The sequence below is a fragment of the Paenibacillus sp. cl6col genome, from assembly GCF_900102125.1.
GTDB lineage: Bacteria > Bacillota > Bacilli > Paenibacillales > Paenibacillaceae > Paenibacillus_B > Paenibacillus_B suaedae.
In genome coordinates this window covers 44934-60472 of record NZ_FNAZ01000002.1, presented here as the reverse complement: position 1 = coordinate 60472, position 15539 = coordinate 44934, and the positions used below count along the sequence as shown (strand labels likewise).

The following is a 15539-nucleotide window of genomic DNA, read 5'->3' as shown; positions in this document are numbered from 1 at the left end:
TATGGCAAAAAGAGTGGGAAAAAGCAACGAAAACACGAATAGACACCTGTTCCGTGCACATGTAGAGCCCAACCCATTTTCCATATGATGCTAAAATAATGATTTACTTTATGCGCTTGATGTGATTATAATTAATCATAAATTGTATTTGTGTATAATTTTTGAACACTTATTCCAGTGCTAATGAACGTATTGCGAATGAGAAGAATGTAAAAATACCATTACAGTAAAGAGAGGAAGCTGCACGCCATGGAGGCAATCATGCGCAATGCATTTCTCTTTCTCTCGAAGAATCGGCTGGCCAATCGCACAGCGAAGAAATACGGACTGCGATTTGGCGCTAAACGATTCGTCGCGGGAGAGCAAATTTCGGAAGCGATTACAACGGTTAAGCAATTAAATGATCGTGGAATCGTAGCCACGCTCGACCATCTTGGCGAGTTTATTTCCACCAAAGAGGAAGCAGCAGAATCAGCACAGTATTGTATCCGCACCTTAAATGAAATAGCCGCGCATCAAGTTACGTCCAATCTCTCAGTCAAGCTAACTCAGCTCGGCTTGGACATCTCGCCACAGCTCTGCATAGATCATATGCGCGCCATCCTAGATACTGCTCGCCGTCATAATAACTTCGTGCGCATCGACATGGAAGACTACGCTCGCAACGAAGCTTCCATCGACATCTTCAATAAGCTTCGCGAAGAGTTCGGCAGCACGGTTGGCCTTGTCATTCAGGCTTATCTGTACAAGAGCAGCGAGGATATCGAACATCTTAACCGCTACAAACCCAATCTGCGGCTGGTTAAGGGAGCATACAAAGAATCACCACAGGTTGCATACCCGAACAAGGTTGATGTCGACCGCAATTTCATCCACATCATTGAACAGCATCTAGCCAACGGCAATTATGCCGCGATCGCCACACACGACGACCACATCATCGATCACGTCAAACAAATCGCACAAACTCACAATATTCCACGCACACAATTCGAATTTCAAATGTTATACGGCATTCGGACTCAAGCACAGCAGCAGCTTGCTGACGAAGGTTACACCATGCGCGTATATGTCCCATACGGAAATGACTGGTATGGATATTTCATGCGCCGACTTGCAGAACGTCCTGCGAACGTCGGGTTCGTTCTCAAATCGATGTTTAAGGCATAGCATCCTGCATGCTATAGCAGATCCATCTCATACAAATTGACAGCACTCAACTCCATATTAATAAGTATCCATTCGTTAAGGAGGTCATCTAGATGACAGTAATCGATTATCGGAATGAGCCATTTACGGATTTCACAGCAGAGGGCAATCGCACGGCAATGCAAGGAGCATTGCTTAGAGTGCGTGAGCAGCTGGGTAATACCTACCCATTGGTCATCGGCGGCGAGCGAATCTTGACAGAGAAGCGAAGCACCTCTTCGAACCCAGGCGACCTTGATCAAATTGTGGGCCATGTTGCTCAAGCTGGCGTCGACCTCGCAGAATCAGCAATTGCAGCTGCGGATGCAGCATTCTCCAAGTGGCAGCACGTTGCCCCAGATGTGCGTGCAGGGTATTTGTTCAAGGCAGCTGCCATCATGCGCCGCCGCAAGTTCGACTATGCTGCTTGGCTTGTATACGAGGTCAGCAAGAACTGGGCAGAAGCAGATGCGGACGTGGCGGAAGCAATTGATTTCTTAGAATTCTATGCGCGGGAAATGATTCGTCTCAGTGGTCCACAGCCGATTACAACAATTGCTGGTGAAGACAATCGTCTCACTTACATTCCACTAGGCATCGGAATCGTCATTCCACCGTGGAACTTCCCGCTAGCCATTATGGCTGGCATGACCTGTGCAGCTATCGTATCAGGGAATACCGTCGTGTTGAAGCCTTCTTCCGCCTCTCCTGTCATTGCAGCGAAGTTCGTTGAGTTATTGGAGGAGGTTGGCCTTCCAGCAGGTGTAGTGAACTACGTTCCTGGTTCTGGCTCAGAAATTGGCGACTTCTTAGTTGATCATCCGCGTACTCGCTTCGTATCCTTCACGGGATCACGCGACGTTGGACTTCGCATCAATGAGCGTGTTGCTAAGACACAGCCAGGCCAGCTGTGGATCAAGCGCTTCATCGCAGAAATGGGCGGTAAGGATGGCATCGTCGTGGATCAAACCGGAGATGTGGAAGAAGCAGCAACTGCGATCGTACAATCTGCCTTCGGCTTCCAAGGACAGAAGTGTTCCGCCGGTTCGCGCGCCATTGTCCATGAGGCGGTATACGACGAAGTTGTTCGACTCGTCACCGAGAAAACGCAAGCTTTGCGTGTAGGTCTTGCTGAGGAGAACGCCCCAATTGGTCCAGTCATCGATAAGCATGCGTACGACAGCATTATGAAATATATTGAGGTTGGCAAAGGCGAAGGCAGACTCGTAGCCGGAGGCAGTATTGCCGATGGCAACGGATACTATATCCAACCGACAGTGTACGTAGATGTTGATGCAAAAGCAACCATCATGAAGGAAGAAATATTCGGTCCCGTACTGGCGATCAGCAAGGCTTCGAACTTCGAGCAAGCGATCGATATTTTCAACAATACCGATTATGGCTTGACCGGTGCAGTGTACAGCATGAACCGCGAGCATCTGGAATATGCGCGCCATCATATGCATTGCGGCAACCTGTATTTCAACCGTAAATGTACAGGCGCACTAGTAGGCGTACATCCATTTGGCGGATTCAATATGTCAGGAACCGACTCGAAGGCAGGAGGAAGAGACTACCTGCTCCTCTTCACACAAGCGAAGCTTGTATCAGAGAAGTGGTAATCTCTAATTTCAATTCAATGATATGATTTACTAAGATTTGCTGCACTTATCCTACGATCAAGATAAGCCGGCAGGCCTCCTCTGTTACAGAGACAGCTTGCTGGCTTTTTTATGATCAAGAACCATCTGGATGCACTCATTCTCATCTGTTGTGCAGAAATCCATGAGCCTTCAGCCTAATACCACGATGGCTAGAGGATCAATGCCCTGCTAGAACAATTCAACTTGGTATCTATTACGAATCATGTAATATCCAGTTGCTTTGAGTCGAGATATGCCGAGCAAAAAGGGTTACCGGTAACATTATTGATGGCTTTTCGTTATCTCTTCCCAAGTAATAGGGCACCCGCAATCAAAAAACCGAGAATTTCTGCAACAATCCAAATAACGCGAGTATACCGATTTTCCACATGATCCATGTCCTTCAGCTGTGTAACTTGATGATTATATTCATGAGGGCGTATCAGCTGCCCAATCCCATCCTCCGTATGCTTCTGCGCCGCATGATCCAGCTTAGGCGCAATTCGAACAATCTCACCATTGTCATACCTGCCTAGAACCCGCTCTCCATCAATTACAAACGATAATGACTTTCCGCCGCTATTCACATAGTATTGCAAGGCTGCAATGTCCGGCTCTTCCTGTGCATTCTTCAAAAGCGCCTTACCTTCTGCAATCTTAAGCGGATAACTTCCCCACTTCATCTTATAGTTCCTATCTGTTGTATCCGTCCTATCGAGTGAGAATAACGCCATATCTCCAACATTCCATGCATCGCACACATTCGCTTGCTGAGCATAGGTAACTGTAATGTCTTGCTTCGTCTGCTCACCTGACACGATATAGATGACTTGAATCGCCACCCCTGCCTTCTCATTTCGTATCACTTGCCCAATAAGCAGCGTATCTTGGTCGTTGTGAGTCAATCGGTGTAGTACATCTGCGGCTTGAACAGGGATTACGAAGGATATAGTCAGCCATAGAAATAAGCCAAGGCAACAAATCCTTCTCAAGGCTACACCTCCACACAATGATTACCTTCCTGCCTGCTTCTGTGATGTCTTGGAATCCATTTACGTTTCCGTATTATACCATTCCATCTCATAAAATGTCTTCCTTCCATTCAAAAAAATAAAAGGATATGAAGCTGCTGCATCATATCCTTTACCCTCTTCAACTTATTTCCTGCCTTCATCCAAATATGCTATACGTCGGTTGCAGGTGCTTCAAGCGTATCCCATGCTGCAGACAACAATTCATCGAACAAATCGTCGTCTCCTTCGAGCTTCGTATCCAACTCGTAGAATTCTTCTTCGTCACCAGACTGGGCAGTGAAGTGCAGGTTGTAATCCCAATCCTTCCCGTTCTTGCTGAAGAAGCTAACTTCATACGGTGATTTCAATTGCTCTAACTGGAAGACTACTTGTCCGATATAAGTCTTGTCTTCATTCTGACGCATCGATGCTTTCGTTATCGTTACACTCATATATTATCCCTCACTTCATCCTTCAATCTCTATCATTATAGGTAAAAATCCGATTCGATGCCAGTCACTTAGCTTAGCTTGAAATGACGTACAGAAGCTTGCAGCTCACCAGCAAGACCGTTTAATCGCGTAACCGATCGATTCATATCTTCCATGGCCGTCGATGTAACCTGTGATGCGGAAGATAACAGCTCACTTTCATGAAATGCATGCTGTGCAAGATCGCTCAACTGCGACAACGCAGCTGCTACCTCCTCTGATCCTGCCGACAACTCTTCCGTAGATGCGGACACGTCTTGAATTTGCGACGCAACCTGCTCCGTCGATTGAGTGATACTATGGAAGGATTGCCTAGTGTGCAGCACTGCCTCTTGCCCGAGGAGAACTTCTCGTGTGCTCTCTTCCATCGCTTCAACCGCTGCATCCATCTTCTCATTCACTTGACCTACAAGGCTTGCAATTTGCCCTGCCGCATGCTTAGACTGATCTGCCAGTTTCCTTACTTCTGATGCCACAACAGCAAATCCCTTGCCATGCTCCCCAGCTTGTGCCGCTTCAATAGAGGCATTTAGAGCAAGCAATTGAATATGCGCAGCAATAGTCGTCATCACGTTTACCATCTGTTGAATTTCAGCAGATTGCTTGCTTAATTGCTCGACCGTGTATGAGGCATTGCGGTTCGCCTCATGAACTGCCACGATTTGCTGTTCCGCTTGACGAATGAGCTCATCCCCACCTGAGGCCGATTTTTCTGTATGGAGGGCGGAATCAGCAACCTCAGCCGATGTTGCAGCGATTCTTGCAATTCCTTGTGCCATTTCTTCTACTGCTCTTGCACTCTCGGCAGATGCACGCATTTGTATTTCGGCGCCTTCAGCAATTCGATGCATCGACTCCGAATATTGATTGGTCGCGTCCGTGGTCTGCAATACCGACTGCTGAAGCTGCTCTGACGAATCCGCCACCATATCAGTTGCGGATTGAACATGACTAATCAATTGGGATAAATCAACACGCATCTTCTCAAATGATTTCGCCAATTGCCCCATCTCATCGTTTGTAGTCCGAATAATAGGGTGACGCAAATCACCGTCTGCGATTACACGGGCAGATTCATTCAACTGCTTCATAGATCGAGCGATGGATCTGGTCAACACCACCGCTGTCGTAATCGCAATGAGAACGGTTGCAAGCAGCAAAATGAATAAGACCGACTGATGAGAACGATTCGCCTGCTCCACGGCATTCATCTCCTGCTGAATACGGTCCAATTGCTGCGACCGTATGTCGTCCATCTGCTTGTTAATTTGTTCAGAAGCTTGGTCGAAGGAGCCCATCGTCTGGTTCCCCGCTTCCGTTCCTTTATCAATATAATCATGCGCCATCAGTTGGCCCATCTCATAGAATTTCTTAAACGATCCCTCAATCTCATCTAATTTGCCGGACAGCTCTGGATGAAGCTGCTTGAAGTGCTGAACATCCGCTTGGAACTGTGAGACATACTTAGCGGCTTGGTTGAATCCATCGTCCATACCATCCTGCGCTCTCGTAACCCCAATATCGGTAAGCCACTGCTGAACTTGAACGACCGACAGTTTCATATTATCTGCGAGCAATGTTGATTGAAGTGTTCGTTCCTTTATCTCTTTCATTGTGCTCAGTTGATTGCTCGACGCATTATATTGATACGTAAAAATTGCAAACATGCAGATGACAATAATCGAAAACCCTATTCTGTTTTTCCACCGGATGCTCATTTATGCCTCTCCTTCTTATGTCAATCGCCTCGTCTCTTTCACATCTTAGCGCAATATATTCCATTTGTCAGTTTACAATTTCACCATATTTCCGAGTGATGTCACCTACTTAAGAAAAAAGTAAGAAAGTTATTTACTTTTTTCAGTAAAAGATTGAATCCTTACATTTGCTATCGCGTATGGAATGTCATATGCTTGAATACAGTGAAAGGAAGAGCGTTCTCTTCTAACAGATATGGCAAGGGACCGAACTGCTCTCACAAGTGACAATCAAAGGAGCCCCAGATTTACGATGGAAACAGTGAAAGAATTTTTCAAAGGTCCTGGTGTCAAACGCATCTTTATTCTTCTTGTACTTATCGCCTTGCTCTTTGCAATGCGAAGCATGATCCACCTCATCCTTATAACGTTCATCTTAACGTACTTAGTGGACAGGCTGCACACATTCCTCCATCGGAGGATCAACAAGATCATAAAGGTAAATTACAAAGTAACCGTACTGCTTCTCTATGCAGTACTGCTGCTCGCCATCATTGGTGGAGCATACAGTGTCTTCCCGAAAGTGATTACACAGATTGAGCAGCTCGTGAACAATATTATTCAGTTCTATAATTCGAAGGCTTTCATGAATTACGATTTTGATTTCGAGTTCATGCAATACATTACAGACTCGCTGCAGAAGATCGACCTAGCGAGCTATGTGAGTAAGGGCTTCGACTTTATCGTGAAATCAGTCTCTGATATTGGACAATGGGGTACGAGAGCTATCATTTCCTTCGTCCTCAGCTTATTCTTCGTACTGGAGAAGAAGCGTGTCATGGAATTTACGGAGAAGTTCAGAACGAGCAAGATTGGATTCATCTATTCGGAATTGGAGTATTTCGGAAATAAGTTCTTGTATTCATTTGGCAAGGTCATTGAAGCACAGTTCCTCATCGCCATCGTGAATACCGTCTTGTCCACTATCTGCTTGTGGTTGCTCGGCTTCCCGCAGTTGTTCGGCTTAGCTATCATGATCTTCCTGCTCGGGCTGATCCCGGTAATGGGCGTTGTGATTTCACTCATTCCGTTATGTGCGATTGCTTTCACCATCGGCGGCTTGATTAAGGTCTTGTACGTCGTCATTATGGTCATCGTCATCCATGCGATCGAGGCGTATATCTTAAATCCGAAACTGATGTCAGCGAAGGTTCACTTGCCAATTTTCTATACGTTTGCCGTTCTTATTATTGCAGAGCATTTCCTCGGCGTATGGGGATTGATTCTCGGAGTACCGATATTCATGTTCTTCTTAGATCTGCTTGAGGTTAGCGTGAGGCAAGAACCTGTGAAGACAGAATAACAGCTGTTCCATATCTACTATCATCTCATGACGAAGGGCCGGTGCATTAAGCACTCGGCTCTTTTTGATATGTCATTTATGTTTCACAATGTTAAAGACTTCCTAAATTTCACTGTTCCACGAAAAATGACAAAAATGCTCGTCTGCTCACGATAGAAAGTGATGTATTCGTTTTCTTGAAAGTTAAAGCGGTTTTACATATGGTAATCATTAGGATAGTTTGTGATTAGGTAGAATATGGCCTAATTAACAGATTGGAGGATAATGGAAACACGAATAAACGCTTGGTCAATATTTCCCACACCGCAATGCTTTTCCACCTAGACCACATCATCACGGCACGATACCCTACTTTGTTGAAGCAGCATCAAATTTATTCATCTCGCGCATACATACACCTACACACTTTTTCGCTTTATCACCACAAAGCAAGGAAGATTTTTCATGTTTCGTTCGAATTAGAGAGAGAAGGAGTGAAACTACATGCAGTATTTTTTCTATGTGACAACGTTCATCTTTTTAGGATTTCAGCTCTTGTATACGATCGTTCCCTTATTGTTCAGCAAGGTGAAGCAATTGAATAATGACCTGAGCGAAAAGTCAATCAGCGTACTCGTCCCTGCCTACAACGAAGAGCTCACGATCAAAAATTGCATCGAGGCAATGAACAGTGTCAATTACCACAACTTCGAGGTCATTATTATTAATGATGGCTCGAAGGATAATACCATGCAGCGTTTAGATGAGCTCCTTGATTTGAAGCCAGTTCAGCGTACGGGCGACGGCAAGCTAACGTATCAAGCGATCAAGGGCATCTATGGCTCTACTACATATAAGCATATTTTCGTGATCGACAAGCTTAATGGCGGCAAGGCTGATTCGCTCAATGCCGGCATTGACTGCGCACAATCGGATATCGTCATTACACTTGACGCAGACAGTATGCTGGAATTCAATTCATTGAAGTATGTCAATCAATATTTCCACAATGAGGATATTATCGCACTTGGCGGTACGGTCAAGATTGTGCAGGGCGCTGAGAAGAAAAATGGCGTCATCGTAGAGAAATTCATGGGGAAAGGCCTAATCAAGAGCCAAATTCTGAATTACATTCACGGATTCTATGTCCGGAAGCTAACCCAATCCGTATTCAATTCGATCGTCGTCATTTCTGGAGCGTTTGGCGCCTTTTACAAAGATGTGCTGGTTCAAGTGAATGGCTTCCGCAGCACCGTTGGCGAGGACATCGACATTACTTTGAAGATTCATGAATACATGAAGGCCAATCAACTGAAGAAGAAGCTGGTCTATGCACCTGAAGCCGTATGCTATACGGAATGCCCTGAGAATCTGAAGAACTTCAATAAACAGCGGATACGCTGGCAGAAGGCTTTCGTAGACTGCATCTTGATCTATTGGTCCCAGCTATCGCAGAAATTCAGCCTAGGCGTCAGCCTATTTTTTGCTATCGATGGCTTTGTGCTGGGAACCCTTACGGCGTTCACGACGATTATCTATCTTATTAACATGCTTCTATTCGGCGGCAGTATCACACAAATGCTCATCCTGTTCTCTATCATTGTTCTCGTAAATGCCGCTCAAATCATCACCTCATTGTATTTATGCAAGAAGTACGACAGCAGCTACTCGCTCCGAGATTATATCTATATGTTCTTGTTCAGTCAGTACGAGCTGCTCACATACCGTAATCTACTGCTGTACTTGAATATTGTCGGCACCATTAAGTACTTTGATAATGATGAGGGCTGGGGCTTCGTAGAACGCAAAGGCGTAGCCACCATTAGTTAATACCTGTATCTGCGCAACCAGCATTGCGGCCATATAACAAATAGAATGCCGCATGTTCATTTTGGGAGGGAGAATATGGAGAGTATTTGGAAGAGCAATCGGATCATTTATGTAGATATACTACGCATTCTGTCCATTCTTGCCGTCATCGTGCTGCATATTACTGCAGATTTGCTGACGAGAACGAATGATTTCGACACATCGTCTTGGTGGGTCAGCAATATTTTCAACTCCGTATCGAGATTTGCAGTTCCTGTGTTTTTCATGATAAGCGGCGCCATGATGCTGCGGGTGAACATTACCACATACAGGGATTTTTATATAAAACGAGTACTTCCACTCGTCATCGCACTAATCAGCTGGTCACTGATTTATGCGCTTTACAATCAATACGTTATCGTTAACAGCAAGATGAATGCACTTGCGTTTCTGCAGGATTTCGGCTATAAGCTGTTGACGGACGGCAACTACGTCCATCTCTGGTTCCTGTATGCGATCATCGCCATTTATATGACGATTCCCTTAATTAGCAAGCTTGTTAAGACATGCAGTGAGAAGGATTTGCGCTATTACTTATCCTGGTGGGCTGCCATTAGCATCGGTTACCGATTTATTTCAGACATTATCGTCAAGCTGACGGGACAGTATATCAATATCCCGCTATTGAACATTCCGCTGTTCACAGGGTTTCTCGGCTACTTCATCTTGGGACATTATTTATTTACATATGGCTTGCCGGACAAATGGAAGCAGGTATTGTTCAATTTAGGCATCGTCTCCTTCTTCCTAACACCAGTGGCCACCTACTTCGCTTCTAGACATCTAGGGATATTGGATGAGACCTTCTACGGGAACTATTCCATTACGACCTTTTTCATGGCTGTGGCCATGTTTATTTGGTTTAAGGAGAAGGAACCAACCCTGCATGAGCGAGTCAATTACAAGCTACAAAAAATGATTGGCTCGATTTCGAAAGCAAGCTTCAGTATTTATCTCATTCATTTATTGATTGAGCTGCTTGTATCGAGAAGGGCCGAAACAGAAGCGTCCCTACTCCAGACATCATCCAATCTCGTGTTCAATGTTATCGCCGTATTCACTGTCAGCTATCTGCTTGTGAAAATGTTGAATCTCAGCAAGGTCATGACTACCGTTCTGTTCGGTGGAAAGGGGTAAGCGCGAATGAAGGTCAGTCTCTATACGAAATTATTTATTGCTGCTCTGCTGGTTGGAATGTCTCTCTATGCTTACAATGTGAGCAGTCAGGCCGAACAGAAGATCACTTCGGTGTATATTCCAATCTGGAAAGATATCAGTCAAATGAACTGGAAGGATCAAGCGATTGATATCGCCTTTATTGCATTTGCCCGAATTGATAAGAACAACATCTATTTCCACGAGAACAAGGACGAAAATGAGCGGATTAAGCAGCAAATCACGAAATTGAAGGAACAGCACCCTCAGACTCGATTCGTGCTCGCCGTTGGCGGATATAATGCCGATGGCTTCTCTGACGCTGCGATGGATGGAAATCGCTATTCGTTCACGGAAAGCATTATTAGCATGGTGAAGGAACTGGATTTGGACGGTGTCGATATCGACTGGGAGTATCCCGCCTTCGATGCCTGGGGTGCGATTAAGGCACGTCCTGAGGATTCCGTCAACTTTACAGCGCTGATGAAGGAATTGAGGGAACAGTTGAACCGACTTCCGCATGTGCATAAGAAGTACTTGTTAACCTTTGCCGCGGGCACGCAGGACTGGTATTTCGAGAAGGTCGACGTCAAGGAAATAGAGAAATACGTCTCCTACATCAATGTCATGAGCTACGACTTAACAGGAAGATGGTCGGATACGACCGACTATAATGCGAATCTGTACAAAGATGCGAAGGGCAAAGCCAAAGAGAGCGTCCATGACATTATTCAGCGCTACAAGGCTCACGATGTAGACAGCAAAAAGCTGCTGCTGGGCATCCCCGCCTATTCTTATGGATGGGAGAAGGTCAAGAGGGAGCCGGGCAGCAATGGCGCCTTCTCCGTCGGCAAGCCTATCGACATTGACAAGATCGATCTGAGCTATAGCACGATCGTAAAGAAATACTTGAATCAGAAGGGATTCAAGCGTTATTTCGATGAGACCGCTAAGGCCGCTTACTTGTTTAATGGTGATACCTTCATCTCCTATGAAGATGAGGAGGCCTTGAAGGCTAAGATTGCATACATTAAGGAGCATGAACTGGGCGGTGCAATGGTCTGGGAATATTCGCAAGATGCGAAGGATGGAATCGTCAATTATTTAACGAAGCACTTGAACAAGTAAAGTGAATGAATGAGAGTATGCAGACCTCATTGCCGCCACATACAGCATGGGGTCTGCTCTATTTTCGCGATAAGCAAGGCAAACTAAGGAAACTTGTTAATCCTGATCTTCTTGTTCCAGCTTCAGCACCCTGCCTGTACCTGTAGAATGCCTATAATGCCTTCCACTGATCTTCATAATTCATAGCAACCCCATTCGCATCCACCTGCAGATGGGCCATATATCCGCTATCGATGGAGCGATAGATATAGGTGTTGTCACCTGTCTTCTCATAGGATTGCAGCAATGGCTGCACCGTGAATTCGGGGAAACAGATCCATGCCGCCATAACCTCGGCACATTGGCCAATCTCGAGCTGCAGACGCCGAATAGGCAGCACATTGGTCGATGGCGTTACACCGATATCAATATCCTTGGCGCCTGTTAGTTCTTCTCGAACTACCCCATTCACTGTCCAGCGATCTTGATGATCCCGCTCCAGCCTGAGCGTTCTTAACTTCTGTTCTTCGTGGTAACGCACCACGACTTCCTCAGTTCCCCCCTCTGCATCGCACTTCACTTCATATTCAACGAAGCAGCGATCCGCATCGGCACAGATTACTTTGCCTTGAATTACCGTTGCAGGCTGCAAAGTAACTGTACAGTATTCAAGGCCTTCGCCTTCAAGCCGTTTCCATATAACATCATATGTCATCATGATGCCTCCCTTTTCCATGTTGTCGCAACTTCCTTGTCCTTCCGTATCTATAAATGCGTCTAGCACCTATCCATAGATTACCACTTCATTCTACCTTACCTGAGGTTTGCACTCCAACTAGAGAATTTGGGCTCACGTCTTGTAGGCGAATACATATGATATGGCATACAAATTCCCGTAAAGGCAGGTTACGAGCAGTGGCTACCAATAACTCTATTGATTTCGCTTCACCGGATGCTCATTTTGCTTATGATGTGAATCAGTCCTTATTCTTTCGCAAAGATGCAAACAACTACATTAACGTATTAGGCGTAAGCCAATTAAACACGCTAGGCAACGCCTCGTTACTGGATATCTATTTAAGCAGCGGCAATACCGTAGAACCCCATATTCATCAGAACGCGAGTGAATTGGTCTATTGTGTAGCAGGAGAAGCACTTGTCAGCCTCATTAATCCGTTCACGAATCAATTATTAAACTATCAAATCAAGCCAGGCCAGGTCGCCAATGTGCCCCAAGGCTGGTGGCATTATGAGGTTGCGAACCAAGACAATACGCATCTGATTGCGATCTTCGATGCACCTACTCCAGAAGTCATCTTCGGCTCAGATATACTCCGATTGACCCCTCCAGCAGCCTGGGCGCATTCGTATTGCCTTGATGAGGCGAAAGTAAAAGATACATTAGCCCCAATTACAAAGACCGTTGTCATCGGGCCACCGGCAGATTGCCAAGCATGTTGTGAACAGGAAGTCGATGATACGACGCATTCAACCTACAGCTATTCCTCTAACTCGTCTTCACATCCACACTCCCCTTACTCCCAGTATCAACACCCTGCTTATTCAGCAAATGGATTTCCTCCCTATTATCCTTTTCAACGAACGTTTTTTTGAAATCGATCACAGCGGCAAGCAAATTATAGATATTCCGCAAACAAAGAAAAATCCCCCGATGGCAACGCATGGGGGGATTCCTCTTTCCTATCTATGAATTAACCGAATAACCACGGCGTATTTTTCCTTTATTGAACCGCTTGACGGCGCTCGCGATCCACTTCGGCAATCAGCTCTTCTATTACTTGATCTGGAGTACGGTGAACGAGCCAGTTCTGACCGAACATTTGCAGAACCTTTATCGCTGGGAAGTCTCCCCAGAATCCGACAAACCCTTCATTCAATACCACCTGGTCGATAACATGCTTATTCATCTCATTGAAGCACTTTTCCAATACCGATTTGGCAAGCGGATCAGCGATCCAGTCATTTAACAGGCTGAACTTGTGGAAAGACACCTCTTCCTTGCCAAAGTCACAGAATACGCGCTCCGTCAGGCGAATATCCCGGGAAGAGCTGCCTGCAACAAGCTTGAAATAGCCCGTTTCGGCGACCCAACGATTGTACTTTGTATTGTAGTAAGCGAAGTCCCGCTCTTCCAGCTCGAACACGACTTCCTTCTTCTCATGCGGCTGAAGCTCGATCTTGGCAAAGGCCTTGAGCTCCTTCTCTGGACGCGTCCACTTGCACTCCTCGTCGTGAACATACAGTTGGACAACCTCTTTCCCTGCTACGGCTCCCGTGTTTTCTACTTGCAGAGACACGGTTACGCGGCGGTCATGCTGTAAAACCTTCATGTCCGAGTAAGCAAAGGTCGTATAGGACAATCCATGGCCGAACGGGAATTGCGGTGCAAGCTCCTTGCGGTCATAGTAGCGGTACCCGACAAACAGTCCTTCACGGTAAAACAGCTTGCCGTTCTCGCCGCGGATTCGCATATGGGATGGATTGTCAGACAGCTTCACAGGGAATGTCTCGGACAGCTTGCCGGATGGATTCGTCATTCCGAATAGAATCTCCGCAATCGCACGGCCTGAGCCTTGCCCTGTCAGCCAGGAGTGGAGCACACCCGGTACATGCTGCACCCAAGGGCGCATCGCCATTGCAGTACCGCTGCTCGTTACGACAATGCATCGCGGCTGTGCAGCCGCTACCGCCTGAATTAGCTTCACCTGATGCTCGGGAAGATCGATGCTCTCAAGGTCATGCATTTCGGACTCCGCATATTCGGGTTGTCCGACGAACAGAATCGCTAGATCAGACTTCGCTGCAAGCGCTGCGCTCTCTTCGATCATGGCCTCATCAATTCGCTCATCCTTCGGGTAGCCTTCCGCATAGCTGAATTGTACAGACTCGCCAGCAATCTTCTGCACCTCTTCCCATGGGATGTCGACACGCGTTGGCGTCACTTCGGCACTTCCGGCGCCTTGAATTCTCGGTTTCTTCGCGAATGTACCGATCACGGCAATAGATTGAGCTTTAGCAGGGTCGATCGGCAGAATGCCGTTGTCATTTTTGAGCAGCACAATGCTCTCAGCCGCTGCTTTTCTCGCCAGCTTATGATAATCGATTGCAGCCGTATTCGACTCCTCTTCATTGGCCGTTACCTGTTCTACCAATGTAAGAATGCGCCGTACGCTCTTATCGAGCTGCTCTTCCAGCAAGGTGCCATTCTGAACCGCCTCTACAATCGCAGTCGTATTGTAATGAGCAGGTCCAGGCATTTCAACATCAAGTCCTGCCTTGAGACCGCGAATACGATCGTTGACTGCTGTCCAGTCTGACAGCACGACGCCTTCATAGCCCCATTCTTTACGCAAAATGTCATCCAGAAGATGCTCATTCTCGCTCGTATAGGAGCCGTTAAGCAGGTTGTAAGAGCACATAATTGTCCACGGATCGGCCTTCTTAATAATTCGCTCGAACGCACTCAAGTAAATCTCGCGCAGGGTACGCTCATCAACCTCCGAGCTTGTCACCATCTTCTCGAACTCCTGGTTATTGCAGGCAAAGTGCTTCACGGAAGCGCCAACGCCTTGACTTTGGAGCCCATTCACGAAGGCTGCGCCGAGCTCACCGGACAGACAAGGGTCTTCGGAATAATATTCGAAGTTGCGGCCGCCTAACGGTGTGCGCTTCATATTGATGCCAGGCCCTAGCAGAAGCTCGACGCCCATTTCCTTCCCTTCAACGCCAAGCGCTACACCAACCTCGTGCAATAACTCCATATTCCAAGAGGAACCAATCGCGGAGCCGGTTGGATAACACGTAGCTGGAATATTCCCCTCCGTAGCAATCCCCATCTCTTCATCGCTATTCGTCTTGCGTATGCCATTCGTACCGTCATACATGTGGATCGGCGGGATATTCAGGCGGTCGATCCCCTTCGTCATCCACATATTCAGTCCTGCACATAGCGAAGCCTTCTCCTCTAGCGTTAATTCCTTCATCCAATCGTTTATCTTTTGATTCATAATATA

The 15539-nt window shown here is 46.4% G+C and carries 12 protein-coding genes; 7 read left to right on the top strand and 5 right to left on the bottom strand.

Annotation, left to right across the window (positions count from 1 at the left end):
- Window positions 1-249: 249 nt before the first annotated feature.
- Entirely contained in the window at window positions 250-1170 is a 921-nt protein-coding gene (locus BLS15_RS04365) for a proline dehydrogenase family protein (protein ID WP_090510207.1), read from the top strand.
- Between the two features lie 92 nt (window positions 1171-1262).
- On the top strand, window positions 1263-2810 hold the full coding sequence (gene pruA / locus BLS15_RS04360; RefSeq protein WP_090510202.1) for an L-glutamate gamma-semialdehyde dehydrogenase: 1548 nt from the start codon (window positions 1263-1265) through the stop codon (window positions 2808-2810).
- Window positions 2811-3130: 320 nt separating this feature from the next.
- Here pruA and BLS15_RS04355 read toward each other — a convergent pair whose 3' ends face one another.
- The 3 genes from BLS15_RS04355 to BLS15_RS04345 all read right to left on the bottom strand — a co-directional run bounded on the left by BLS15_RS04355 (window position 3131) and on the right by BLS15_RS04345 (window position 6053).
- Window positions 3131-3823, bottom strand: coding sequence for a hypothetical protein (locus BLS15_RS04355; RefSeq protein WP_028533195.1), 693 nt, complete (start codon window positions 3821-3823; stop codon window positions 3131-3133).
- Window positions 3824-4014: 191 nt separating this feature from the next.
- Window positions 4015-4296: a hypothetical protein gene (locus BLS15_RS04350; RefSeq protein WP_028533196.1), complete on the bottom strand. Its 282-nt coding sequence runs from the start codon at window positions 4294-4296 to the stop codon at window positions 4015-4017.
- A gap of 68 nt (window positions 4297-4364) precedes the next feature.
- Window positions 4365-6053 carry a methyl-accepting chemotaxis protein gene (locus BLS15_RS04345; RefSeq protein WP_090510198.1) on the bottom strand — a complete coding sequence of 563 codons (1689 nt, stop codon included), beginning with the start codon at window positions 6051-6053 and terminating at the stop codon, window positions 4365-4367.
- Between the two features lie 292 nt (window positions 6054-6345).
- Between BLS15_RS04345 and BLS15_RS04340 the strand changes: the two genes are divergently transcribed.
- From BLS15_RS04340 to BLS15_RS04325, 4 genes are all read left to right on the top strand, one after another.
- The gene (locus tag BLS15_RS04340) at window positions 6346-7395 is read left to right on the top strand and encodes an AI-2E family transporter (RefSeq protein WP_028533198.1); all 1050 of its coding nucleotides are present in this window, start codon (window positions 6346-6348) and stop codon (window positions 7393-7395) included.
- A gap of 483 nt (window positions 7396-7878) precedes the next feature.
- Window positions 7879-9204, top strand: coding sequence for a glycosyltransferase family 2 protein (locus BLS15_RS04335; RefSeq protein WP_028533199.1), 1326 nt, complete (start codon window positions 7879-7881; stop codon window positions 9202-9204).
- A 75-nt stretch (window positions 9205-9279) separates the two neighbouring features.
- The gene (locus tag BLS15_RS04330) at window positions 9280-10380 is read left to right on the top strand and encodes an acyltransferase (RefSeq protein WP_028533200.1); all 1101 of its coding nucleotides are present in this window, start codon (window positions 9280-9282) and stop codon (window positions 10378-10380) included.
- A gap of 6 nt (window positions 10381-10386) precedes the next feature.
- On the top strand, window positions 10387-11526 hold the full coding sequence (locus BLS15_RS04325) for a glycoside hydrolase family 18 protein (RefSeq protein ID WP_028533201.1): 1140 nt from the start codon (window positions 10387-10389) through the stop codon (window positions 11524-11526).
- A 151-nt stretch (window positions 11527-11677) separates the two neighbouring features.
- Here the strand turns inward: BLS15_RS04325 and BLS15_RS04320 are convergent, their stop codons facing one another.
- Window positions 11678-12223, bottom strand: a complete 546-nt coding sequence (locus BLS15_RS04320) for a putative glycolipid-binding domain-containing protein (protein WP_028533202.1) — start codon at window positions 12221-12223, stop codon at window positions 11678-11680.
- Between the two features lie 197 nt (window positions 12224-12420).
- Here BLS15_RS04320 and BLS15_RS04315 point away from each other — a divergent pair, with 197 nt between their 5' ends.
- Complete coding sequence (locus BLS15_RS04315; RefSeq protein ID WP_036667332.1) at window positions 12421-13119, top strand: cupin domain-containing protein; 699 nt, start codon at window positions 12421-12423, stop codon at window positions 13117-13119.
- Between the two features lie 128 nt (window positions 13120-13247).
- Here BLS15_RS04315 and BLS15_RS04310 read toward each other — a convergent pair whose 3' ends face one another.
- A complete protein-coding gene (locus tag BLS15_RS04310; protein ID WP_090510190.1) occupies window positions 13248-15533 on the bottom strand; it encodes a beta-glucosidase family protein in 2286 nt (761 codons plus the stop codon).
- Window positions 15534-15539 lie beyond the last annotated feature (6 nt).

Bases quoted from the DNA above. Each gene is read 5' to 3' on its own strand.
- BLS15_RS04365 (WP_090510207.1), top strand. From the start codon at position 250: ATGGAGGCAATCATGCGCAATGCATTTCTCTTTCTCTCGAAGAATCGG.
- pruA (WP_090510202.1), top strand. From the start codon at position 1,263: ATGACAGTAATCGATTATCGGAATGAGCCATTTACGGATTTCACAGCA.
- BLS15_RS04350 (WP_028533196.1), bottom strand. From the start codon at position 4,296: ATGAGTGTAACGATAACGAAAGCATCGATGCGTCAGAATGAAGACAAG.
- BLS15_RS04345 (WP_090510198.1), bottom strand. From the start codon at position 6,053: ATGAGCATCCGGTGGAAAAACAGAATAGGGTTTTCGATTATTGTCATC.
- BLS15_RS04340 (WP_028533198.1), top strand. From the start codon at position 6,346: ATGGAAACAGTGAAAGAATTTTTCAAAGGTCCTGGTGTCAAACGCATC.
- BLS15_RS04335 (WP_028533199.1), top strand. From the start codon at position 7,879: ATGCAGTATTTTTTCTATGTGACAACGTTCATCTTTTTAGGATTTCAG.
- BLS15_RS04330 (WP_028533200.1), top strand. From the start codon at position 9,280: ATGGAGAGTATTTGGAAGAGCAATCGGATCATTTATGTAGATATACTA.
- BLS15_RS04325 (WP_028533201.1), top strand. From the start codon at position 10,387: ATGAAGGTCAGTCTCTATACGAAATTATTTATTGCTGCTCTGCTGGTT.
- BLS15_RS04320 (WP_028533202.1), bottom strand. From the start codon at position 12,223: ATGATGACATATGATGTTATATGGAAACGGCTTGAAGGCGAAGGCCTT.
- BLS15_RS04310 (WP_090510190.1), bottom strand. From the start codon at position 15,533: ATGAATCAAAAGATAAACGATTGGATGAAGGAATTAACGCTAGAGGAG.